The sequence below is a fragment of the Komagataeibacter melomenusus genome (assembly GCF_013155395.1).
GTDB classification, from domain to species: Bacteria; Pseudomonadota; Alphaproteobacteria; order Acetobacterales; family Acetobacteraceae; genus Komagataeibacter; species Komagataeibacter melomenusus.
The window spans coordinates 34,625-56,109 of the sequence record NZ_JABJWC010000014.1; the positions used below are offsets into that span (position 1 = coordinate 34,625).

A 21,485-nucleotide genomic window follows, 5' to 3' on the forward strand; every position below is an offset into this window, starting at 1 on the left:
ACGTTAACCATACATTTACCCCATGAAAGACAACAATCAAAAAAAGACAAATATATGTAAGAGATGCGTGATCTGGCAAAAATCACACAGCACTCATCGTAAGATGTGCGCTTTATAGAGCGCACGTTATGGTTGTGAAGAAATAAATAGTGTGAATGAAACTTTTATGCTGTTTCCATACTTCGCGCACGCGGGCATGGGGTGCGGGGGCCTGCGCGCCAACAGGCGCCTGCCAGCCTGCCGTAACGGGGCAGGCAAAGCGCGTCCTGCCATTGCGTGGCAAGCAGGAGAAAGTTTCTGGCAAAGATGGTTTTGAAAGCTGCGGCAGCGCGGCCTTCCACAAAAGGGCGGCCATGCCAGGACCGTTATTATTTCCAATCAAAGCATTGTTTTTAAAGTATTTATTATAACGGGCAGCGTTACCGTGTTGCGACTGTGGGTGAAATCCTTTATCTCCGGTGGCCAGGCGTAAGCGACCTTTTGCGTGTTCCTGTTGCGTCTGCACGCCCGTGTGTTCATCAGGTGCCCTGCCCGGGATTTTATCGACCATGCAAGCTTTGTCCGCATCTGAGCCACGGGATAGACATGAAGGCCCTCCCCCGCATCCGGGGCCGGGGCTGAGCATCATCGTTCCGTGCTATCAGGAGCGGGGCAATATCGTTCCCCTGTTCCATGCCGTCAGAAAAGCGGTGGCCGGCCATGACTGGGAACTCATTTTTGTCGATGACAATTCACCCGATGGCACCATCGATGAGGTCTGGCGCCTGGCACGGGCTGACACAAGGGTGCGCGGCCTGCTGCGGATCGGGCGGCGGGGCCTGTCTTCCGCCGTGATCGAGGGGGTGCTGTCCTCATCAGCGCCCGTTGTGGCGGTGATGGATTGCGACATGCAGCATGATGAAGCCCTGCTGGCCGGGATGGCCGATGCCATAAGCCAGCAGGGTTATGACATCGCCATAGGCAGCCGCCATGTCAAAGGCGGCGATAATGCCGGGCTGGCCAATGCCTGGCGGCGCGCGCTGTCCGGGTTTGGCATCCGGGTGGCGCAATGCCTGCTGCCCCTGCGCGTGAGCGACCCGATGAGCGGGTTCTTCGCCATGCGGCGCGCGCTGTTCGTGCAGTCGGTTGGCAGCCTGTCGGGCACGGGGTTCAAGATCCTGCTCGACCTGCTGATGGCGCAGGAAGCGGGGCCGCGGGTTATTGAACTGCCATTCGTGTTCCGCGCCCGGCATGAGGGGGCGAGCAAGATGGACCGGAAGGTGCTTTTCCAGTTCGTGCAGATGCTGCTTCATCATCTGTGGCGGCGTTATAAATAAAGGCTGGCCTTGCCTGGAACGGTGCCCTACGCCGTCGCATCCAGTTCCAGAATGGTGCGGGCATTGGCTTCGGTCGTGGCCAGCGTGGTGATGGTGCCGGTGCGCAGGGCAGCCAGGATGGCAACGATCTTCGTGCTTTCCGATGCAATGGCGATGACATTGGGGATGCGGCGCAACTCATCGAGCGAAAGCCCGATGACACGGCCCTGCATCGGCACGTCGGCCGCCTTGCCTGCAATCGTGATGAAGTCATAGCCCATCATGTCGCCAATCGCGCCCGCGAGTTTAGAGGCCGCGATTTCAGCAGGCGAGAACCAGCCCATGCGCACCATGTTGCTGTCTTCATTCACATCGCCAATGCCGATCAGGGCAATATCGGCCCGGCGCGCCCGGTTGAGCGTGTGCTGCACGACATCGTTGGCCATGAGCGCCCGGCGCATCTGGGCATCAGCCACAAGGGCGGGGGCGTAGAGCGTTTCGCTCTCGCCGCCAAAGCGCGCGGCAAGGCGGCGGCAGATGTGGTCGGAACTCATGTGCTCGCCCGCGCGCATCGACCCCCCGATGGCGGAGACAAAGGTAATGGCGCGGGTGACAGGCATGCCGGTATGGCTGGCGATGGCCGCGATGTTACGGCCCATGCCCACGGCGATGATCATCTCGTCTTGCAGGATGCTGTCGAGATGCAGGGCGACGATGGCGGCCACGCTGTCACGCTGGGCGTCCTGGTCGCGCTGGTCGACTGCCGTCAGCAGCCGGGCAATGCCAAAGCGGCGCTGGAATTCCTGCTCGAGTGCGGCTGCGGCGGCAGGGCGCGTGCGCACGCGGATATCGACAATGCCTTCCTCACGCGCACGCTTGAGCAGTTTGCTGATGGTGGGGCGCGACAGGGAGAACTGCCTGGACAGTTCTTCCTGTGTCACCTGTTCAAGGTAATAGAGGGCCGCGATTTCCGTAACCTGATCCAGCGTGACTTCCGTGCGCCCGCCGGATTTTGCATCTGGCGCGGCCTGCACGGCATCACGCGACCCTGCGCGCCGCCCTGGGCGTTCGGGCGATGCCGTGCGGGTGGATTTGCGCGGGGTGTCAGACAGGGAGGCGTTCCTCGTAATAAGCAATGCGACTGATTTTTTCGGCTGATGGGCCACCGGAAAACTGCGATGAGAGGTACGCTTTCACAATCGTTTTTGCAAGTTCGGGGCCAATCACGCGCGCGCCCAATGTAATGATCTGGGCGTTGTTGCTCTTCATGGCCCGCTCGGCGGAATAGGTGTCGTGTGTCTGGGCGGCGCGGATGCCATGAACCTTGTTGGCGCTGATGGCGACCCCGATTCCCGTGCCGCACAGCAGGATGCCGCGTTCGTGCGTTCCGGCCTTTATGGCCTCGGCCACGGTTACGGCAATATCGGGATAGAGGACCGGCGCGCCGTCATATGTACCGTAATCGGTAATGGCGTGGCCTTCCGCCTCAAGAAAATCACGGATGGTTTCCTTCAGGGTGAATGCTGCTTCATCGCAGCCGATGGCGATATCCATGATGTGTATCCTTTTATCCGGTCATCCCGGGAGCGAAGGCCGCCCGGCGGGGTTTCTGTTGCGGGGTCTCTGCGTTGTGCGCCACACAAACGATAACCAATATGCACAAAAGATAATTATAATAACCTTTGTAAACCGGATATATCCGCCATAATCACGTTATAGTGATATGAAAACGCCAGAAATATGTGCGTTAAAGGCGTTAGAGCCTATGCGAGATGCTTTCGTTCTACGATTCCGCGTAAACAGGTGTTCCGGTAAGATTACAAAAGTTCCGGAGGCCAGACTAAAAACAACAAGGCGGCCCAATGTCGCACGAGGAAAGACGGGAAAGTTCCATGAATACCATCGACATTCACCTGCGCGCCGCGCGCCCGCTGGACCGTATCTTCAATGATCCCGACCAGATCGTTGAAGACGGAATCCGCGGCTACCTGCTGGCGCATCCCGATATCCTGGCGGGCACGAACAACCCGCGTGTCCTGCGCCGTGCGCATAAAACTGCCACGCGCAAGGTTGGCGTGATTACCGGCGGCGGTTCCGGCCATGAACCGGCGTTCCTTGGTTATGTGGGCAGGGGCCTGCTGGATGCCGTCGCCATCGGGGAGATCTTTTCCTCCCCCACCGCAGCCAGCTTCCTTGACGCGATGCGTGAGGCGGATAACGGCGCGGGGGTGGCCTGCCTGTTCGGCAACTATGCAGGCGATACCATGAATGTGCGGCTGGCGGTGGATGACGCAACGCGCGAGGGAATTGCCGTGGGCACGGTGGTCGCCAATGATGATGTGGCCTCGGCCCCGAAGGATGACGCGGCGCGCAGGCGGGGTGTGGCGGGCGAAATCCTGATGTGGAAGGCCGCCGGCGCCCGGGCGGAGGAAGGGGCCTCGCTGGAAGAGGTGCTGGCCACTGCCCGCAAGGCGATCGACAGGACGCGCTCGATCGGCGTCGGGCTTTCACCGTGCACCATTGTCGCCAACGGTCACCCCAATTTCATGATCGAGGCCGGGACGATGGAAGTCGGCATCGGCCATCATGGCGAACCGGGGGTGGAAATCAGCAGGCTGGGCTCATCGCGTGAAATCGCGCGGATGATGTGCGACCATATCCTGCCCGACCTGCCCTTCACGGCGGGCGATGAGGTGACGGTGCTGGTATCCGGCCTTGGGGCCACGCCGGTCATCGAGCTTTACGTGCTGTTTGCCGATATTGCCGATATCATGCGCGAACGCGGCATCACCATCCGCCACAACTTCGTGGGCAACCTGTTTACCTCGCTGGACATGAAGGGGGTGACGCTGACGGTGATGAAGCTGGATGCGGAACTGGACCGGCTGATGTCCCACCCGGCCCACGCCATCGGCCTGACGCGCGTGGGCAACGCGCCCGAAAACCCGGTTGTGGCGGCCCCGGCGGCCACGGCGCACGATCAGGGCGCACACGGGGCACTGGCTGAGACGGAACGCTACATCCCGGCAGCGGGGATTGCGGTCGAGAACACACGTGCGGTGGTACCTGCCCTGGTCAGCGCCATTGTCGGCGCGCGTGACTGGCTGAGCGAGATTGACGGCAAGATCGGTGATGGCGACCACGGCATCAACATGGCCAAGGGCTTTGCCCGCTGCGGCCAGGCGCTGGGTGATACGCCGCCCACGATGGAAGGCGGGCTGCGTGCCCTTTCGGACTCGCTCATGGCCGGCATTGGTGGCTCGATGGGGCCGCTGTACGGGCGGTTTTTTGAAGGGCTGGCCAAGCCGCTGGCAGGTGTGACCCATATCGACGCCCATCTGTTCGGCCTGATGCTGGACGGGGCGGAAGCGGGCATCCGCTCGCTGGGCAATGCCGATGTGGGCGACAAGACGCTGATGGATACGCTCGTACCCGCCGTCAGGGCCTATCACGCGGCGGAAGGGCAGGGGCTGAAAGCAGCCCTGGCCGCCATGTCGGTCGCAGCCGGGCAGGGGCGTGATTCAACCCGCGACCTTGTGGCGCGTATTGGCCGGGCCAGCAGGCTGGGTGAGCGCTCGCGCGGCGTGCTGGATGCGGGTGCGACGTCATGCTGCCTGATCCTGCAGACCATGGCGGCCAGCCTGTCTGGCATTGCCGAAGCCTGAATGATGCCCGCGCGGGCATGACCACGATCGCCCCACGGCGGCTGCGTGCAGCCGTGGGGCGCCACCATTCCTGCAATAACAAGAATAACATCTTCTGCGGAAAGGATGCGCCACGCTGCGCCCGCCGCGATGCTGGAGGGTAAGATAATGGCCCAGACAGTTCTGCTTGACCCCACGCGGGTCGAGGGCGAAATCCCGCATGAGGAAAGACCGCGCACCGCCACGGGCCGGTTTCTTTCGCGCATCGGCATGCCGCCCGCCCTGGCATGGGGGTTTGCCGGGGTCCTGATCTTCATGACGGGCGATGGGGTGGAGAGCGGCTATCTCTCGCCCTATCTCGTCAGCATGGGGTTTACCGAGCATGACGTGGCCCTTTTGTTCACCATCTACGGGCTGAGTGCCGCGGTTGCGGCGTGGCTGTCCGGCGCGCTGTCCGATCTGTGGGGGGCGAGGCGGGTCATGCTGACCGGGCTTGCGATCTGGGGATTGCTGCAGGTCGGTTTCCTGCTGGTGGCACTCCCCGCACGCTCCCTGCCGCTCATGCTGCTGTTCTACGGCATCAGGGGTTTTGGCTATCCGCTTTTTGCCTTCGGCTTCCTTGTCTGGGTGGTGACAACGGTCAGTCCGGGCAGGCTGGGGTCCGCCGTGGGGTGGTTCTGGTTCTGCTTTACCGGCGGCATGCCCACGCTGGGGTCCGTATTTGCCGGTTACACCATTCCCCATATCGGCCCGATCGCAACATTGTGGCTCGCCCTTGGCCTTGTCATGCTGGGTGGCGCCATGGCGCTGGGTGGCATTCGGGAGACGCATGGCAACATCCATGCCGCCAGCGCGGACAAGCACCCGCTGAAGACCCTGTTCGCCTCGCTGTCGATTGCGTGGGAGCGGCCCAAGGTCGGTCTTGGCTGTCTTGTCCGCGCCATTGATACCTCGGCTGAATTCGGTTTCCTGGTCTGCCTGCCGCTGTACTTCATGCACGACCTGCATTTCAGCCTGGGGCAGTGGCTGATGGTGTTGCAGGCCATCTTCATCTCCAACGTGATCTGGAACCTTCTGTTCGGCATACTGAGCGACTGGCTGAGCTGGCGCGGCACGGTCATGCTGGGGGGCGGCGTGGGGTCTGCCATCAGCACGCTGCTGCTGTACTGGTGCCCCACCCATTTCGGGCCGGGGCACATGCTGCCCACGCTGTTTGCAGGTGCGCTGTATGGCATGACGCTGGCCGCCTACGTGCCGCTTTCCGCCCTGATGCCCTATCTGGCGCCCGACGACAAACCGGCCGCGATGTCGCTGCTCAACCTTGGGGCCGGGGCCAGCGTGTGGATCGGGCCTGCTGTTGTCTACCTCTTTGAACCACGCTTTGGCATCTTTGGTGTCATGGTCACCTATGCGGGCATTTACCTGCTCAGTGCCTGCCTTGCGTGGTTCCTGACCCTGGACCCGGCATTGCAGGCGGAACTGGACCGTTCCCGGCGCGCCGTGGCCAGAAGTCAATAAACCCACAAATAAAAACCTATACGGGAATAATAAAATGAAACCGTTCAGTGAACTCCTCAGCCTTACAGGCCGCACCGCCGTCGTAACCGGTGGCGCATCGGGCATTGGCCTGGCCATTGCCCAGCGGCTTGCTGGGCAGGGGGCTGTGGTGTGCCTTGTCGATCGCAACGAGAAGGTGGCCGAGATCGCGGCCAGCCTGGGCAGCCAGCATTGTGGCGTCCATACCGATGTGACGGATGAAGCCGCGATCAAGACCGCGTGCAGCACCATCCTGTCCCAGCTTGGGCATGTCGATATCCTGGTCAATAATGCCGGGATTGCCCTGATTGCCTCGGCTGCCGAACTGGAAACATCCGCGTGGGACCTGACGATGGCGATCAATCTGCGCGCGCCGTTCCTGTTTGCCCGCGCGCTTGGCCCGGCCATGTGTAAAAAAGGCTTCGGGCGGATCGTGAACATTGCCTCACAGGCAGCGCTTGTGGCGCTGGACAAGCATGCAGCCTATAGCGCCAGCAAGGCGGGTATCCTTGGCCTGACCAAGGTGCTGGCGTTTGAATGGGGGCCATCGGGGGTGACGGTCAACGCGATCTCGCCCACCGTGGTCGAGACGGAACTGGGCAAGCAGGTCTGGTCCGGGCCGGTGGGCGACGCCTTCCGCGCGCAGGTGCCAACCGGCCGCTTTGCCCAGCCTGACGAGGTCGCCTGCGCCGTCGCCTATCTGGTCAGCAATGCCGCCGCCATGGTCAATGGCGAAAACCTTGTAGTGGATGGCGGCTATACCATTCGCTGAACAGTAAAAAAGTTTTTGGTGAAGCTTTTTTCAAAAAGCTTCGAAGAACGCCGCCTGTTTCGATCAAAAGGCGGCACCCAAAAACTTTTTATTCTTTTTCTCAACATAATTTAAAGACGCAGGAACATCACAAGACATGCGCCATACAATCCCCGCTGCTCCCGATGGGGGCGGCCACGCCAGCGCCAGTATCGACCAGCTCTGCATCAACACCATCCGCACCCTGTCCATGGACGGCGTGCAGAAGGCGAATTCCGGTCATCCCGGCACGGCAATGGCGCTCGCACCCTGTGCCTATGCCCTGTGGCGCAATGTCATGAATTATGATCCCGCCAACCCGCTCTGGCCCAACCGGGACCGGTTCGTGCTGTCCATCGGGCATGCCTCGATGCTGCTCTATTCACTGATCTATCTGGCAGGTGTGCGTGATGTGCAGGCGGGCAAGGTGACGGATGCGCCTGCGCTGACACTGGGTGATCTGGAACAGTTCCGCCAGCTTGGCTCAAAAACACCGGGCCACCCGGAATACCGCCATACCACCGGCGTGGAAACCACAACCGGGCCGCTGGGGCAGGGATGCGGCAATGCGGTGGGCATGGCCATGGCCGAGAAATGGCTGGCTGCGCGTTACAACCGCCCCGGCTTCAATCTGTTCGATTACCACATCTACACGCTGTGCGGTGATGGCGACATGATGGAAGGCGTGGCCAGCGAGGCCGCATCCGTTGCGGGCCATCTCAAGCTGGGCAACCTGACATGGATCTATGACAGCAACCGCATTTCCATCGAGGGTTCGACCGATATCGCCTTTACCGAAAACGTGCGCAGGCGCTTCGAGGGCTATGGCTGGCACGTGCTGGAACTGATGGATGCCAACGATACGGGCAACTTTGAACGCCTGCTGGCGGATGCGAAGGCCGAGACCACGCGGCCCACGCTCATCATCGCCCATTCCATCATTGGCTGGGGCGCGCCGCACAAGGCGGGCACGGCAGCGGCCCACGGCGAGCCGCTGGGTGTGGAAGAAATCCGCGAGACCAAGAAATTCTATGGCTGGCCGGAAGACAGGAGCTTCTACGTACCCGATGGCGTGCTGGCGCATTTCCAGTCCGGGCTGGGCGCTCGCGGGGCTGTGGCCAGCGCGCGGTGGCAGGCGCTGTTTGCGGCGTACCTTCAGGCCCATCCCGACCTTGGGGCCGAGGTTACGGCCATCATCAACGGCACGCTGCCGGCGGGGTGGGATGGTGGCATCCCGACCTTTGATGCAGATGCGAAAGGTGTGGCCTCCCGCGCCAGTTCGGGCACGGTGCTCAACGCGGTTGCGCAGAATTATCCCTGGATGATCGGCGGCTCGGCCGACCTGTCGCCATCGACCAAGACCCACCTGACATTCGCGGGCGCAGGCGATTTCCAGCCACCGCAATGGGGCGGGACCTATGGCGGGCGCAATGTGCATTTTGGCGTGCGCGAACATGCCATGGGCTCGATCTGCAACGGGATCGCGCTGGCGGGTATCCGCCCGTTCTGCTCCGGCTTCCTGATCTTTTCCGATTACATGAAGCCGCCGATCCGTATGTCCGCGCTGATGAACCTGCCGGTAATCTACATTTTCACCCATGATTCCATCAGCGTGGGCGAGGATGGCCCCACCCATCAGCCCATCGAGCAACTGGCCCAGCTCCGCGCTACCCCCGGCGTGACCCTGATCCGCCCCGCCGATGCGAACGAGGTGGCGCAAGCCTGGCGGGTGATCCTCCCCATGACCGATCGCCCCGCCGTGCTGGTGCTCAGCCGCCAGAACCTGCCAACACTGGACCGCAGCGTTTACGCCCCCGCCACGGGGCTGGCGAAAGGGGCCTATGTCCTGGCCGATTGCGGCGGCAGGCCCGACCTGATCCTGATGGCGACGGGCAGCGAGATCTCCCTCGTGGTGGCCGCGTATGAGATCCTGAAAAAGGAAGGCGTAAGTGTCCGTGTCGTCTCCATGCCGTCATGGGACCTGTTCGAGGCCCAGCCCGAAGCCTATCGTGCCAGCGTGCTGCCGCCCGATGTCACCGCCCGCGTGGCGGTGGAACAGGCATCCGGCATGGGGTGGGCGCGCTATATCGGCCTGACGGGCGAGGCCGTGGTGACGCATGGCTTTGGCGCCTCCGCCCCGGCGGAAGCCTTGCAGGAAAAATTCGGCTTTACCGTCGACGCTGTCCTTGCTGCGGCACGGCGGCAGATCGCGCGCGCCTGACCCTATGAAGAGCCGGAAACACAGATCATGAATGAATCGTGCAGCATTGCCGTGAGCAATCCGTTATGCGAACTGGCCCGCTTTGGCCAGTCGCCGTGGCTGGACTTCATCCAGCGCTCCTTTACCGAAAATGGCAGCCTGAAACGGCTGGTGGATCACGACGGGCTGAAGGGCGTCACCTCCAATCCCGCCATCTTCCAAAAAGCCATGGGGGAGGGGAGCGAATATGACACCCGCATCCGCCAGGTCCTGTCTGAACGGAGGGTCGATGCGGCAACTCTATATGAAATCCTGGCAGTGGAGGACATACAGGCCGCAGCCCGCGTGCTGCACCCGGTCTATGAAGCCAGCAGGCGCATTGACGGGTATGTAAGCCTTGAGGTCGCGCCCCATCTGGCCCATGACGCCATCGGCACGCTGGCCGAGGCGCGGCATTTGTGGAAACGGGTCGACAGGCCCAACCTCATGATCAAGATTCCCGGTACGCTGGAAGGGGTCGAGGCCGTGCGCACCGCGATCGCGGATGGCATGAATGTCAACGTGACCCTGCTCTTTTCGCTCGAGGCCTATAAGAAGGCGCTGGATGCCTACATGGCGGGTCTGGAGGTACGGCATGCGCAGGGGCTGCCCGTATCGGGCATCGCCTCGGTCGCCTCCTTTTTCATAAGCCGTATTGATGCCCGCATCGATGCGGCGATCGATGCACGGCTGGCGGCAGCGGACCCGCAGGCAGCAGCGCTAAAAAACCTGCGCGGCAAGGTTGCCATCGCCAATGCCAGGATGGCCTATCAATACTGGCGGGAGGTGACACAGGGCGCGCGGTGGCGCAGGCTGGCAGCACTTGGCGCACAGCCCCAGCGCCTGCTCTGGGCCTCGACCGGCACGAAAGACCCCGCCTACAGTGATGTGCTGTACGTCGATGCGCTGATCGGGCCGGAGACGGTCAATACCATTCCACCTGTTACATTCGCCGCCTTTCGGGATTATGGAACCGTTGCCCCGACACTGACACAGGATATCCCGGGCGTGGAACGGGTGCTGCATGAGGCGGACCGGCTGGGGCTTGATCTGGCCGGGGTGACCGACGCCCTGCTACACGAAGGGCTGGCCGCCTTTGACGCGGCATTCATTGCCCTGCGCCAAAGCATATCCATGAAAATATCCAGCATGGAAAAGGGCAATGCTTTCGCAAACCTGCATGAGCATTCTTCGGGCCGCTAGCGCGTATTGTGTTACTGCGTGCGGGATCGATGGCCGTAACGAGGGATGACGCCTGCACGCACTCCGTCCCCTGACATACCCGATGCAAAATGGCCTGCGGTCGCCCGTCTCTCGCCCCGATGCGCGGGCCTTCTGCTCCGACGCTTCCCCCGGCGCTATCTCCGGCGATACCGCCCGGACGCGCCGGGTCGGGAGAAACGGCCCAGACCCCGAAACGGTGAAAAATGGCGGCCGGAAGCCATTTCATGGATCGGTCGGAACTGTTCGGAAGGGGATTGTGGTGTCCGCGGCGGGATTCGAACCCACGGCCCCAGGATTCATACCACTTCGGCTTTCACCGCCGCCATGAGCATGGCGTTCGTGGTCTGGACTGTCCCTTCACCATGGACCGCAGGCGGTCTACAGGTGCTGCCCATCCAGTCTCTACACCTTGCCAGCAGCGCTGGCCTTGGCTCGGGATTGGCACGGCTTTCGCCAGAGCGTTCCCCGAATTTGAGCAGATCCGCCATGGGGTTTCCCATCATGGCGCCCAATTTGAAAACCAGGAATCCTGTGCTCTATCCGGCTGAGCTACGCGGACACACAACGAGGCTTCTAACCGAGCCCATGCGCGTGGGCAAGGTGTTTTATGCGCGCGGGCCGGGCCAATTGCCCTTTAGCGCCGCCTGCGTGCCTTCTGCGCCATGGCGCACAGGCGGGCCACATGCCGCAGCCCCAGCACGATATCGGGGCTGCCGGTCTGCTTGCAGGCCAGTTCCAGCGCCTGCGTGTCCTGTGCCGCTGCCAGCAGGGTCGCGGCCGACCAGGCATTGAGGGCCTGCCCGAAACTGTCCGTGCGCTTGAAAAACACCGGCGGGCGCAACTGCCGCATGGCCTCCGCCCGGCCCATCCCGCCATCCATGGCCAGCCGCACCCGGCGCAGGCGGTGAATGTGGGCCAGCAGCACGCGGGCCAGCGCCACCGGGCTGCTGCCATCGGTCACCAGCGCGCGCTCCGCGGCGGCATCGGCGGCTTCGCGCTCGCCCGCCATGGCGGCAAAGGCCGCATCCTCCAGCGACACGCCCGCCGCGTCACCCACGCAGGCGCGCACGTCCTCCAGCCCCAGCCTGCCGCCAGCACCGGCAAACAGGGCCAGTTTTTCCACTTCGCTGCGGGTGGCGGCGCGGTCCGGCCCCGCGCGTTCGACCATCCAGCCCAGCGCGTCGGGGTCAATATCCACTTTATGCCCCGCCAGCATCTGCCGGATCGCGCCTTCAAGCGCGCGGCCTTCCTCGGGGTAGCAGCCGATCACGCCGCAGTGGCGGTCCTTTTCGGCAAAGGCGCGCAGTTTTGCGCGTGAGGCCAGGTTGGGCGCTTCGAGAATGACCAGCGTGTCGGATTCCTGCGCCAGGCAGCGCTGCAGGGCGGCCAGCACGCTGTCACCCACCTCGCGCAGCCAGATCACCCGCCGCCCGCCGCTTAGCGACAGGGCGGTGGTTTCCTCCTCCAGCCGGTCATGGTCCTCGCGGCCCAGTATGGCCACGCGGAAGGGGTCATTGAGGTCGGGACAGATGGCGCGTGCCGCCATCGTGGCCCGTTCGCGGATCAGCCCGGCATCATCCCCATGCAGCACGATGGCCCGCAGCGCGCCAGGCGCGTTCAGGGTCGCGTTGACGGAGCGGGCGTCGATCTTCACCGGTTCTCGTTGCCCCCAATGCTGATGCCCGACATGTCATCATTTTCCAGTATGGACGACGCGCGCCCGCGGGTGGCCGCAGGCGCCTGCGTGGTGGTGTCGGTGTCGGGGGTGTTATCCATGGGGCCGTGTTCATCGGGTGTCATCATGCCGCCGTTGTTTTCCCCGTTGAGCTGGGCATCGGTGCGGCCGGTGGCCATGGTGGGCAGGCCGTCGGCGCCGGGTTGCTGGGCAGGCATCTGGTTGTTGGGGTTGATGATGCTGTTGGGGTCGGTGTAGCGCGGCTGGTTCTGCCCGCGCACCGAGCCGCTGACGGCGGGCCTGGCATGGGTGCGGAACCACACGGCCACTTCCTGCGTGATCTGCTCGGCCAGGTTCTTGGCCACGCGCGCGCGCACGCCCTCAAGGTTCAGGGTCTGGGCGAAATACTGCTCGTAATTGTTGTTTACCCCGTCCACCACCGACGCGTCGCCCCCGGCCAGCGTGTCCGGGTCGTTCGAGATGGTCTCCAGCGTCCAGTGGGCAAAGGCTGTGGTGCGCGTGCGGCCCGATGTGTTGTCGGCGTGGATGTCCACGGCCTCGTTCATCAGGTAGGTGCGGATGCGCAGCACGTAACGGGTCGGGTTTTCCGGCCCGGCGCCGCCCATGTCCTGCTGCAGGGCCTGGCGCAGCAACTGGCCGTAGCGTTCATTGATGCGCGCGATATAGACCTGCTTGAGTTCGGCCAGCACGTTGCCGGTGGTGGGCTTGCCATCCGGGCCGATATGGCTTCCCGTCGTCTTGTACATCGGGGAAAAGCCGCACCCTGCCAGCATGAGCAGGGCGCACAGCACGCCGGTGCGAAGGACGGGAAGGGCCATGTCTATTTCGCAACCACGAAATTGACGATGCGGCCAGGCACATGGATGCGCTTGACGATCCGCGCCCCCTCAAGCAGGCGGGCCACGTTCGGCTCGGCTTCGGCCAGCGCGATCACCCTGTCCGCCGGCAGGTCGGGGGCCACGGCGATGGTGCCGCGCAGCTTGCCCATGATCTGCACCGCAATGGTCAGTTCGCTGGCCTTGAGCAGGTCCGCGATGGCGGTGGGCCAGGCGCGTTCCACCACGGGCTGGCCGCCCGGCTCGAGCAGCGCCATCATCGCTTCCGCCTGGTGGGGCACCATGGGGGCGGCGAGCAGGGCCAGCATGGTGGCGGCCTCGCGGCGGGCGAAGGCCATGCCGTCCTCGCCTGCCGCCTTCTCGGCCTCGGCCAGGGCGGAGGTCAGTTCATGCAGGCGGGCCACGGCCACGTTGGCGCTGAAGCCTTCGAGCGCCTCGGTCACGGCGGCGATGGCGCGGTGCGTGGCCCGGCGCAGGCCATCAGCCGCGCGTGAGAGCGTGGCGGGGCAGGGCGCATCTGCCGGGGTCTGCTCGGCCACGCCGCGCACGAGGCGGAACAGGCGCTGCAGGAAGCGCGCGGAGGCGGCGACACCGGATTCCGTCCACTCCATGTCACGCTCGGGCGGGCTGTCGGACAGTACGAACCACCGCGCCGTATCCGCGCCAAACCGCTCGATGATCGCCACGGGGGCGACCGTGTTGCGCTTGGACTTGGACATCTTCTCCACCCGGCCAATGGTGACCGGCGCGCCGTTGTCGCGGCGCACGGCGCTGTCCGCGCGGCGCTCGACTTCCTCGGGGTAGAGCCAGTTGCCCGCCGCGTCGCGGTAGCTCTCGTGGTTGACCATGCCCTGCGTGAACAGCCCGTTGAAGGGCTCGTCCACATGCAGGTGCCCGGTCTCGTGCATGGCGCGGGTAAAGAAACGGGCATAGAGCAGGTGCAGGATCGCATGTTCGATGCCGCCGATATACTGGTCCACCGGCAGCCAGCCATCAGCGGCAGCAGGCACGGTGGGCGTTGGTGCGTGCGGTGCCGTAAAGCGGGCGAAATACCATGAGCTGTCGACAAACGTGTCGCAGGTATCGGTCTCGCGCAGGGCGGGCTTGCCGCAGCTGGGGCAGGCCACGTGCTTCCAGGTCGGGTGGTGCTCGAGCGGGTTGCCGGGGCGGTCGAAGGTCACGTCCTCGGGCAGCTTTACGGGCAGTTGGTCATCGGGCACGGGCTGCGCGCCGCAATCGGTGCAGTGGATGACGGGAATCGGGCAGCCCCAGTAGCGCTGGCGCGAAATGCCCCAGTCGCGCAGCCGCCAGTTGACCACGCCCTGGCCAACGCCCATGCCCTCGAGCCGGGTGATGGCCTCTTTCTTGGCCGCCTCCGTGTCCAGCCCGTCAAGGAAGCCGGAGTTGAACAGCGTGCCGTGGCCATCACAGGCCTTGTCGGTCATGGTAAACGTGCCCGCCTCGGCGCCTGGCGGCAGGATGACCGGGGTGACCGGCAGGTTGTATTTGCGCGCGAAGTCAAGGTCGCGCTGGTCGCCACACGGGCAGCCGAACACGGCCCCCGTGCCGTAATCCATCAGCACGAAATTCGCGATCCAGACCGGGAAGGACTGGTCGGGCATGAAGGGGTGGCTGACGCGCAGCCCCGTGTCGAAGCCGCGCTTCTCGGCGGTTTCGATCGCTTCTTCCGATGTGCCGAGGCGCTGGCATTCGGCAATGAATTCCTGCGCCTTCGCATTGCCCGCAGCCACCTTGGCGGCCAGCGGGTGGTCGGCGGCAATGGCCAGGAAGGACATGCCGAACAGCGTGTCGGGGCGGGTGGTGAACACCTCGACCGAATCAAGGTCGGTATCGAAGCCCGTGGGCGGGGCGTGCAGGCCGAAGCGGATTTTCGCCCCTTCGGATCGGCCGATCCAGCGCTCCTGCATGGTGCGCACGCGCTCGGGCCAGCGCGGCAGGGTGGACAGGCCCTCAAGCAGTTGCGGGGCGAAATTGGTGATTTTCAGGAACCACTGCGAGAGCTTCTTCTGCTCGATCAGCGCGCCCGAGCGCCAGCCGCGCCCGTCCACCACCTGCTCGTTGGCCAGCACGGTGTTGTCCACGGGGTCCCAGTTGACCCAGCTTTCGCGGCGCTCGACCAGGCCAGCCTTGAGCATGTCGAGGAACAGCTTCTGCTGCTTGCCATAATATTCGGGCAGGCAGGTCGCGATCTCGCGGTCCCAGTTGAAGGAGAAGCCAAGCCGCTTGAGGGTCGTGCGCATGGCGGCGATGTTGTCCATCGTCCACTGGCCGGGATGCACGCCGCGCTCGCGCGCCGCGTTCTCGGCGGGCAGGCCGAAGGCGTCCCACCCCATCGGGTGCAGCACGCTGAAGCCGCGCGCGCGCTTGTAGCGCGCCACCACATCGCCGAGCGTGTAGTTGCGCACATGGCCCATGTGCAACTGCCCCGACGGGTAGGGGAACATCTCCAGCACATAGTATTTGGGCCGGTCGGCGGGGGGCACGTCCGGCACGTCGAAGATGCCCGAGGCCGCCCAGCGTTCCTGCCACTGCGGCTCGGCCGTGTGGAAATCATAGGCGGGGGTGGCGTTTTCGGCAGGGGTGCTGGTTTCGGTCATCTTCTTCTGGTTCGGTATGCGGAGGGCAGGCGGCATGCGCCCGCTGAAAGGGGCCGGGCCGCGCATGGCCCGACCGGGAGTGCGTTACGGGGCGCGCGTGGCGTCTAGTGCTGGCCGCTATCGGTGCGCAGCTGGCGCGCGCGGGTCAGGATGCGGGCCGTGATGTCGGACACGGTATTGGCGGCAACGGGGGTATCGACCCACTGCCCGTCCTCATAGGCCTGGCGGAACACGGACACGCGCACCGCATCCGAGCGCAGGCTGCGTGAGAGGACGAAGCAGGTGATCTTGAAGCGTTCATCCTTGGTGGCGGGTGGCGTGTACCAGTCCGTCAGGATCACGCCCGCCACGGCATCGGCCGAGGCGAACGGCATGAAGGACAGCGTATCGAGCGCGCCACGCCACAAGAAGGCGTTGACCCCGTTGCTTTCCAGCGGGGTGGAGCCGCCATTGGCGCCGCGATCTTCCTTCAGCAGGCGGTTCTGGGGCACGGCCAGCCCGCTTTTGTCGTGCTGCGGCGCGCTGCCGCAGGCAGCCAGCAGGCTGGCGGCCAGCAGGGCGGGGAGTGCTGTGCGTGGCAGCAGGACACGGCCCGTGGGGGCGGCAGAGGGAGCAGGATGGAACGGGCGAAGGGTCATGATGCCTCTGTGGACGCCGGGGATGGCCCCCGCATGTGGTGATCCGGCCACGCGCCCGGTCACCGGCGGGCATGCCGGGCAGGGGCGTTGCGGCCTGTCGCGTTATCCTTCTTCATATCCTGCCGCGCCTGTCACGCCAAGTCGCATGGGCACTTTACCGTGCCCGGCGTGACAATCAGGCCATTGAAGCGCAAAAATGGCGGCACACGCCAACTGCTGCGGAACATGATGAAACACGCGCTTACAGGGTCCGCCCCCTTCCTGCTCATGGCGGGGCTGCTTTGTGCCACTGCGGCGCATGCGGCGGTCGCGGCTGCCGCCAGCCCGACCGGCAGCCGCGCGGCGGACATGGCGGCCCGCCTGCAACCTGCCGAGCAGCAGGCCGTGCTCCAGGTCCGCCCCGTTCCGGCTGCCGGGGGGGATGAGACGACCCCCGGCCTGCTGGCCTGGCCGGGCGTGCCCCGGCTGGGGCTGCCGGTGCTGCGCATGCCCACCTTCGCCACCCCCGTGCAGCCCGGCGATGCTTCGCCGCGGCCCATGCTGCCCTGGCTGGCGCTGGCCGCGACATGGGACCCCGACCTCGCCCGCCGCGCGGGCGTGGCCCGCGCCCGGTCCGAATGGCTGCATGGCCGCGCGGTGCTGCGCGTGGGCGGGGTGGATACGCTGCCCTCGGGCCGGTTGCAGGGCGGCGAGGACCAGGTGCTGGCGGGCAGCATGGCGGGCATGATCGGGGCGGGGCTGCTCTCGGGTCATGTGCTGCCGGTCTTCGGCTCGGTCGCGCGGGAGGAGCAGGTGCGTGCCGATGGCGCGACCCCCGAGCGCAGCGCGCCGGTCAAGGCTTCCGACCTTGCGGCCCACAGCCTGCTGGGCGTGGCCACGGCGCTGGAGGTGGCCCATGGGGGGGCGATGCTGTGCGGCGGCATGGCCCCGTGCGCCGGGGTGACGGGGCTTGCGGGCATGGTGCATGAGGCGTGGCATTTTCCCGGCATGATCATGGCCGTGCCGGGCGGCGCGCTGGCCGGGGGCGCCGCGCATGGCACGGATACCGCGCCCGCGCTCAATGCCATTGCCACGGGGGTGGACATGGAACAGGTCAGCCCCGGCAGCCCCGACGTGCTGGGCGAGATGCTGCGCAAGGCCGTGCGCGATGGGGATGTCAAACCCGCGCAGGTGCAGGCCATGGTCACGCATATCCTCGCCTCGTTCTACATGGCGGGCAGCCTTGACCATCCGCCGCCTTTCGCCGCGGCCCGCACCGGCGTGCAGCCCCCGCCCACCGATACGCTGTTGGGGGATGTGGAGGCCGAGGGCGCGGTGCTGCTGCAAAACGAGAATCGGGTCCTGCCCTTCGATCCCGCCCTTGGCCCGGTGCTGGTGCTGGTGCACCCGGCCATGCGCGGCCCTGCCGACCTGCTGGCCGAGGGGTTGCGCCATGCCGGGCTGACCGTGACGGTGGTCACTGCCCCTGATGGCGCAGGGGCTACGGGCACGCTGCCACCCGCCTGCGCGCAGGCGGCCCGCACGCTGGTGCTCAGCGCCAGCAATGATGACAACCGCATGATCACCACCCTGGCCGAACTTGGCGGCCATGTGGCCGTGGTGCTGACCGCCGATGACCCCGACCGGCAGATGCCCTGGCTCGATGCGGTCGATAGCGTGGTGCAGGGCTGGGCGTGGCGCGATGAGTATGCGCCCGCCCTGTCGGCGCTGCTGTCGGGGCAGCAGGACTTCTCGGGCCACCTGCCGGTGACGCTCACGGGCGGCCTTTATCCGCCGGGCATGGTCGATGCGAATTACCGCGCCTTCGAGCGCGCGCAGGTCGTGCCGCTGTTTCCGTTTGGCTATGGGCTGTCAGCCCGCGGGCGGCTGGCGCTGAGCGAGTTGCATGTGGTGCGCGAGGGCAATCACCTCACCGCCAGCTTCACGCTCTCCAATCCCGGCACGGCGGCGGTGCGGGCCGTGCCCCAGCTTTATGTCGAAACCCCGCCCGACCTGCCGGGCAATCCGCGCAGGCTGGCTGCGTGGCGGAGCGTGATGGTCGTGCCGGGGCATCCTGTGCGGCTGAGCGTGCCCGTCAGCCTGCGGCTGGCGGGGCAGTGGAATGCGACAGCGGGCAACTGGGCTGTGGCGGGGGGGGATTATACGCTCTCGCTCGGGTTTTCGTCGGTCATGCTGGTGCGGCATGCCACGTTGCACCTGCCCGCGCTGCATGTACCCGCCACGCTGGAAAACCAGCCCGCCCCGGTGGTGACGGCTGAATGAGGGGTAACGGATAAAAGTGTTTACTGCCCGGGCCGGATGACCGTGCAGGGCAGGCCCTGATCCTTCAGCGTGGCGCAGGCCTGTGTCGCGGCGGATTGCGAAAGCCCGGCCAGGCGGGCGCGATAGATCAGGCCCGTGGGCCGCCGGACCGGAATGACCAGGCTGCGCGCGCCCTGCAGGGCCGCAAAGTCACCCTGCCGCGCCATGGAGTTGGCAAAGCGGGCCTGCCCCTCTGCCGAAAACGCACCCACCTGCACCATCCATGCCCCATATCCGGCGCCGGCACTGGGCGCGGCTGCGGCCGCCGTGCGGGCATCGGTGTGGCAGGTGCTGCTGCCGGGGTCATAGGCAAGGTTGGCGTCATGCACGCAGGCGGTGCGGTGCTGCACGGGGGCGGGCGGGTTAAGGGTTGCGTACTGCACATAGGTGTGGTCGGGCTGGATGGTGGTGCCATTGCCCAGCGGCACCGGCGTGGATGTCACCCGCTGGCTGGAGGAGCCATAAACCGCCAGCGGCCCGCTCAGTGCCACTTCATTGCCCAGATTGGGGGTGATGATGCGAAGGTAGCGAACCGTCTGGCTGGGCAGCGGGCGGCCGTTTTCAAGGTAGTCGTTCAGCCGCTCGGTGCCTGCATTGTAGGCGGCAAGGAAGCCCGGCGCGCCATACAGCCCGTACAGGATGCGGATATAGGCCGTGCCCGCGAGGATGTTGTTGTGCGGGTCATACGGGTCGGAGCCGAGGTGGTTGCGGCGCTGCATGTCGGCATAGGTGGGGGGCATGAGCTGCATCAGCCCGATCGCCCCGCTGGCCGAGCGCGTGAGGTGGCCATCAATATATTCATGCCCGCCCGATTCCTTCTGGATCACGGCGCGGATCCATTCCTGCGGCACGGCAAAGCGGGTGGCGGCATCGGCAATATAGGGCTGCCACGGGTCGTTTTCGGGGCCGGGCGGGCGGTAGGCGGCCTTGCCCTTGTAGTAGCTGTTATAGCTGGCATGGGTGTGGCCGCCCCCGCCGGGTGACGTGGCGCAGGCGGCAAGCCCCAGCCCCGCGATGGCAACAAGGAACAGGCGCGTCATGTCCCGCAGGGAGGGAGGTGCAGGGAGCATGTTCAGATCAGGCACAGTTCCGCCAGTTCGTTGCGTAGGGCTTCGGGCAGGATATCGCCCGTATGGCTGTTTGCCAGAAGGTCGGGTGGCGCGTCTGCGGGCTTGAGGTAGCGCCAGCCCTGAAAGGCGCGCATGGCACGCGGGCTGACGGGAATGATCTCGGGCGCCATGACCACCCGCGCGCAGGCCACGCCATCCTCGCGCGTGTCAGGTTCGATGGCGGTAATGCGCTGGCGGCACAGGATGCGCCCGGCAATCACGCGGTAGATCGATCCGCCATCAAGTATTTCCGCCGCCCGACGTGGATACATGCGCGTGCGGAACCACGGCTGGCCTGAGGGGCCGGTGCCATCAAGGTCATCGACCGGCGGGGTCTGGAGCGACTGGCGGGCGGCGAGTTCCTCAAGGGAATGCACGCCAACCGCCAGCTTGACCATATGCAGCATGCCCGGCCCTTACCGCGCGGGGGCCGCAGGATCGCTCTGCGCCTCGTGCATGAAAGTCTCGCGGAAGCGCTTTTCATCAATGCTGCGCACGATATGCATCACCCGCATGGGGCTGCCCTTTGGGGCAAGGGCCTCGGGCACCACAAAGGCGTGGCCGTAATGCGGGCCGCGGGTGGTGTCGATATCCATGCGGGCATCGACTGCGGCGGTGACCAGCGTGGGGTCGGCGGCAATGGCGGTGGTCATTTCATCCCACATGGGCAGCGGGTCGTAATAGCTGCCGATATAGGCGGTGAGCGGCGTTTTTTTGCTGGTGATCTGGCCGAGGTACTCGCGTGAGAGCATGAGGTCGTTCGACACGCTGCCCACCACCGTGATCTTCTTCCACGGCGCGGTGAGCGTGATATGGGCGGCCTCGGGGTCGAAGATCATGTTGAAGTCGGAGGCAAAATCCGCGTTGCCGGTAATCGACATCATGCTCGTGTCAAGCATGCCGCCCATGAAGATGAGCTGCTTTGCCGTCTCGGCAAAACTCGGGTCTTCGCGGATGGCAAGGGCCAGGTTGGTCAGCGGACCTGCGGCCACGATCGTGACCTCATGCGGGTGGGCATGCACCTGCTCGATCAGGAACTGCACCGCGCCCTGCCTTGCGGGCGGGGTGTGGGGTGCGCCTTCCTTCATGGTTCCGATGGCGGGCTGCACATCAGGGGCCGTGTCGATCGAGCCGAGGCCGCCCCAGGCCCCTTTCCACGGAATAGCACCATATTGCTGCTCATGCAGGCGCATTTCGGCGCGCGTGTTGACCAGCGGATAGACCGCGCCATCGGCCACCGGCACGTCCGTTTTGCCAATAATTTCAAGCAGGCGGCGCAGATGGGCGGATTCCGCGTTCTCCCACCCGTCGCCGCTCACTACCGTAAAGCCCAGCACGCGCACATTGGGGTTGAACAGCAGCGGAATGGTGGAAAGCTGGTCCGACCCGCCGGGGCCGAGGAAGTCGTTATCCTCAATGACCAGTTCCGGGCCCGCCGTGGCGGGTGCGGCCATGGCGGGCACGGCCATGAAGGCAAGGGCCGCAGCGGTGGCGGCGAGGCGGGTGGACCGCGAAAGGATGGATGACAACACGCAGCAAACTCCCTGCCCTGAATGCAT

Annotated in this window: 18 protein-coding genes; 7 read left to right on the forward strand and 11 right to left on the reverse strand. The window is 65.0% G+C overall.

The window, feature by feature from the left end; translation table 11 throughout:
- Positions 1-112 precede the first annotated feature (112 nt).
- Entirely contained in the window at positions 113-550 is a 438-nt protein-coding gene (locus tag HNW77_RS07465; RefSeq protein WP_172156534.1) for a hypothetical protein, read from the reverse strand.
- On the opposite strand from HNW77_RS07465, the gene HNW77_RS07470 reads away from it, so the two are divergent.
- Positions 549-1,316, forward strand: a complete 768-nt coding sequence (locus HNW77_RS07470; RefSeq protein ID WP_172156535.1) for a polyprenol monophosphomannose synthase — start codon at positions 549-551, stop codon at positions 1,314-1,316. The genes HNW77_RS07465 and HNW77_RS07470 overlap by 2 nt on opposite strands.
- 26 nt (positions 1,317-1,342) lie before the next feature.
- Here HNW77_RS07470 and HNW77_RS07475 read toward each other — a convergent pair whose 3' ends face one another.
- Both HNW77_RS07475 and rpiB read right to left on the reverse strand, forming a co-directional pair.
- On the reverse strand, positions 1,343-2,431 hold the full coding sequence (locus HNW77_RS07475; RefSeq protein WP_241694352.1) for a sugar-binding transcriptional regulator: 1,089 nt from the start codon (positions 2,429-2,431) through the stop codon (positions 1,343-1,345).
- Positions 2,400-2,849 carry a ribose 5-phosphate isomerase B gene (rpiB, locus tag HNW77_RS07480; protein ID WP_172156536.1) on the reverse strand — a complete coding sequence of 150 codons (450 nt, stop codon included), beginning with the start codon at positions 2,847-2,849 and terminating at the stop codon, positions 2,400-2,402. Before rpiB ends, HNW77_RS07475 begins: the two co-directional genes overlap by 32 nt.
- 338 nt (positions 2,850-3,187) lie before the next feature.
- Between rpiB and dhaL the strand changes: the two genes are divergently transcribed.
- The 5 genes from dhaL to tal all read left to right on the forward strand — a co-directional run bounded on the left by dhaL (position 3,188) and on the right by tal (position 10,707).
- Positions 3,188-4,960, forward strand: coding sequence for a dihydroxyacetone kinase subunit DhaL (gene dhaL, locus HNW77_RS07485; RefSeq protein ID WP_172156537.1), 1,773 nt, complete (start codon positions 3,188-3,190; stop codon positions 4,958-4,960).
- A 147-nt stretch (positions 4,961-5,107) separates the two neighbouring features.
- Positions 5,108-6,457 (forward strand): MFS transporter, encoded by a 1,350-nt coding sequence (locus HNW77_RS07490; RefSeq protein ID WP_241694353.1) that lies wholly within the window; start codon positions 5,108-5,110, stop codon positions 6,455-6,457.
- 34 nt (positions 6,458-6,491) lie between these two features.
- The gene (locus HNW77_RS07495; protein WP_172156539.1) at positions 6,492-7,247 is read left to right on the forward strand and encodes a GolD/DthD family dehydrogenase; all 756 of its coding nucleotides are present in this window, start codon (positions 6,492-6,494) and stop codon (positions 7,245-7,247) included.
- A gap of 136 nt (positions 7,248-7,383) precedes the next feature.
- Positions 7,384-9,486 carry a transketolase gene (gene tkt / locus HNW77_RS07500; protein ID WP_172156540.1) on the forward strand — a complete coding sequence of 701 codons (2,103 nt, stop codon included), beginning with the start codon at positions 7,384-7,386 and terminating at the stop codon, positions 9,484-9,486.
- Positions 9,487-9,513: 27 nt separating this feature from the next.
- On the forward strand, positions 9,514-10,707 hold the full coding sequence (gene tal, locus HNW77_RS07505; protein WP_172156541.1) for a transaldolase: 1,194 nt from the start codon (positions 9,514-9,516) through the stop codon (positions 10,705-10,707).
- Positions 10,708-11,024: 317 nt separating this feature from the next.
- Here the strand turns inward: tal and HNW77_RS07510 are convergent, their stop codons facing one another.
- The 5 genes from HNW77_RS07510 to HNW77_RS07530 all read right to left on the reverse strand — a co-directional run bounded on the left by HNW77_RS07510 (position 11,025) and on the right by HNW77_RS07530 (position 16,516).
- The gene (locus HNW77_RS07510; RefSeq protein WP_172156542.1) at positions 11,025-11,216 is read right to left on the reverse strand and encodes a hypothetical protein; all 192 of its coding nucleotides are present in this window, start codon (positions 11,214-11,216) and stop codon (positions 11,025-11,027) included.
- Positions 11,217-11,362: 146 nt separating this feature from the next.
- Positions 11,363-12,382, reverse strand: coding sequence for a DNA polymerase III subunit delta (gene holA / locus HNW77_RS07515; RefSeq protein ID WP_172156543.1), 1,020 nt, complete (start codon positions 12,380-12,382; stop codon positions 11,363-11,365).
- Positions 12,379-13,242, reverse strand: coding sequence for an LPS assembly lipoprotein LptE (locus HNW77_RS07520; protein ID WP_172156545.1), 864 nt, complete (start codon positions 13,240-13,242; stop codon positions 12,379-12,381). The genes holA and HNW77_RS07520 overlap by 4 nt, the downstream gene beginning before the upstream one ends.
- Positions 13,243-13,244: 2 nt before the next feature.
- Complete coding sequence (gene leuS / locus HNW77_RS07525) at positions 13,245-15,878, reverse strand: leucine--tRNA ligase (protein WP_172156547.1); 2,634 nt, start codon at positions 15,876-15,878, stop codon at positions 13,245-13,247.
- 104 nt (positions 15,879-15,982) lie between these two features.
- Positions 15,983-16,516 (reverse strand): DUF3576 domain-containing protein, encoded by a 534-nt coding sequence (locus tag HNW77_RS07530; RefSeq protein ID WP_172156549.1) that lies wholly within the window; start codon positions 16,514-16,516, stop codon positions 15,983-15,985.
- A 225-nt stretch (positions 16,517-16,741) separates the two neighbouring features.
- On the opposite strand from HNW77_RS07530, the gene HNW77_RS07535 reads away from it, so the two are divergent.
- On the forward strand, positions 16,742-18,778 hold the full coding sequence (locus tag HNW77_RS07535; RefSeq protein ID WP_172156551.1) for a glycoside hydrolase family 3 protein: 2,037 nt from the start codon (positions 16,742-16,744) through the stop codon (positions 18,776-18,778).
- A gap of 20 nt (positions 18,779-18,798) precedes the next feature.
- Here the strand turns inward: HNW77_RS07535 and HNW77_RS07540 are convergent, their stop codons facing one another.
- Genes HNW77_RS07540 through HNW77_RS07550 form a run of 3 tightly spaced genes read right to left on the reverse strand, consistent with a single transcriptional unit; the run spans position 18,799 to position 21,485 of the window.
- On the reverse strand, positions 18,799-19,857 hold the full coding sequence (locus HNW77_RS07540; RefSeq protein WP_172156581.1) for a lytic transglycosylase domain-containing protein: 1,059 nt from the start codon (positions 19,855-19,857) through the stop codon (positions 18,799-18,801).
- A 32-nt stretch (positions 19,858-19,889) separates the two neighbouring features.
- Positions 19,890-20,333, reverse strand: coding sequence for a DUF1489 family protein (locus tag HNW77_RS07545; RefSeq protein ID WP_172156553.1), 444 nt, complete (start codon positions 20,331-20,333; stop codon positions 19,890-19,892).
- A gap of 9 nt (positions 20,334-20,342) precedes the next feature.
- The gene (locus tag HNW77_RS07550) at positions 20,343-21,485 is read right to left on the reverse strand and encodes a nucleoside hydrolase (protein WP_172156555.1); all 1,143 of its coding nucleotides are present in this window, start codon (positions 21,483-21,485) and stop codon (positions 20,343-20,345) included.

What these genes read in the sequence shown, in the direction of transcription:
- tal (WP_172156541.1), top strand. Translation starts at nt 9,514, where the DNA reads ATGAATGAATCGTGCAGCATTGCCGTGAGCAATCCGTTATGCGAACTG.
- HNW77_RS07540 (WP_172156581.1), bottom strand. Translation starts at nt 19,857, where the DNA reads ATGACGCGCCTGTTCCTTGTTGCCATCGCGGGGCTGGGGCTTGCCGCC.
- HNW77_RS07545 (WP_172156553.1), bottom strand. Translation starts at nt 20,333, where the DNA reads ATGCTGCATATGGTCAAGCTGGCGGTTGGCGTGCATTCCCTTGAGGAA.
- leuS (WP_172156547.1), bottom strand. Translation starts at nt 15,878, where the DNA reads ATGACCGAAACCAGCACCCCTGCCGAAAACGCCACCCCCGCCTATGAT.
- HNW77_RS07495 (WP_172156539.1), top strand. Translation starts at nt 6,492, where the DNA reads ATGAAACCGTTCAGTGAACTCCTCAGCCTTACAGGCCGCACCGCCGTC.
- HNW77_RS07535 (WP_172156551.1), top strand. Translation starts at nt 16,742, where the DNA reads ATGATGAAACACGCGCTTACAGGGTCCGCCCCCTTCCTGCTCATGGCG.
- HNW77_RS07510 (WP_172156542.1), bottom strand. Translation starts at nt 11,216, where the DNA reads ATGGCGGATCTGCTCAAATTCGGGGAACGCTCTGGCGAAAGCCGTGCC.
- HNW77_RS07520 (WP_172156545.1), bottom strand. Translation starts at nt 13,242, where the DNA reads ATGGCCCTTCCCGTCCTTCGCACCGGCGTGCTGTGCGCCCTGCTCATG.
- HNW77_RS07470 (WP_172156535.1), top strand. Translation starts at nt 549, where the DNA reads ATGCAAGCTTTGTCCGCATCTGAGCCACGGGATAGACATGAAGGCCCT.
- HNW77_RS07465 (WP_172156534.1), bottom strand. Translation starts at nt 550, where the DNA reads ATGGTCGATAAAATCCCGGGCAGGGCACCTGATGAACACACGGGCGTG.
- rpiB (WP_172156536.1), bottom strand. Translation starts at nt 2,849, where the DNA reads ATGGATATCGCCATCGGCTGCGATGAAGCAGCATTCACCCTGAAGGAA.
- tkt (WP_172156540.1), top strand. Translation starts at nt 7,384, where the DNA reads ATGCGCCATACAATCCCCGCTGCTCCCGATGGGGGCGGCCACGCCAGC.
- HNW77_RS07530 (WP_172156549.1), bottom strand. Translation starts at nt 16,516, where the DNA reads ATGACCCTTCGCCCGTTCCATCCTGCTCCCTCTGCCGCCCCCACGGGC.
- HNW77_RS07490 (WP_241694353.1), top strand. Translation starts at nt 5,108, where the DNA reads ATGGCCCAGACAGTTCTGCTTGACCCCACGCGGGTCGAGGGCGAAATC.
- HNW77_RS07550 (WP_172156555.1), bottom strand. Translation starts at nt 21,485, where the DNA reads ATGCATTCAGGGCAGGGAGTTTGCTGCGTGTTGTCATCCATCCTTTCG.
- dhaL (WP_172156537.1), top strand. Translation starts at nt 3,188, where the DNA reads ATGAATACCATCGACATTCACCTGCGCGCCGCGCGCCCGCTGGACCGT.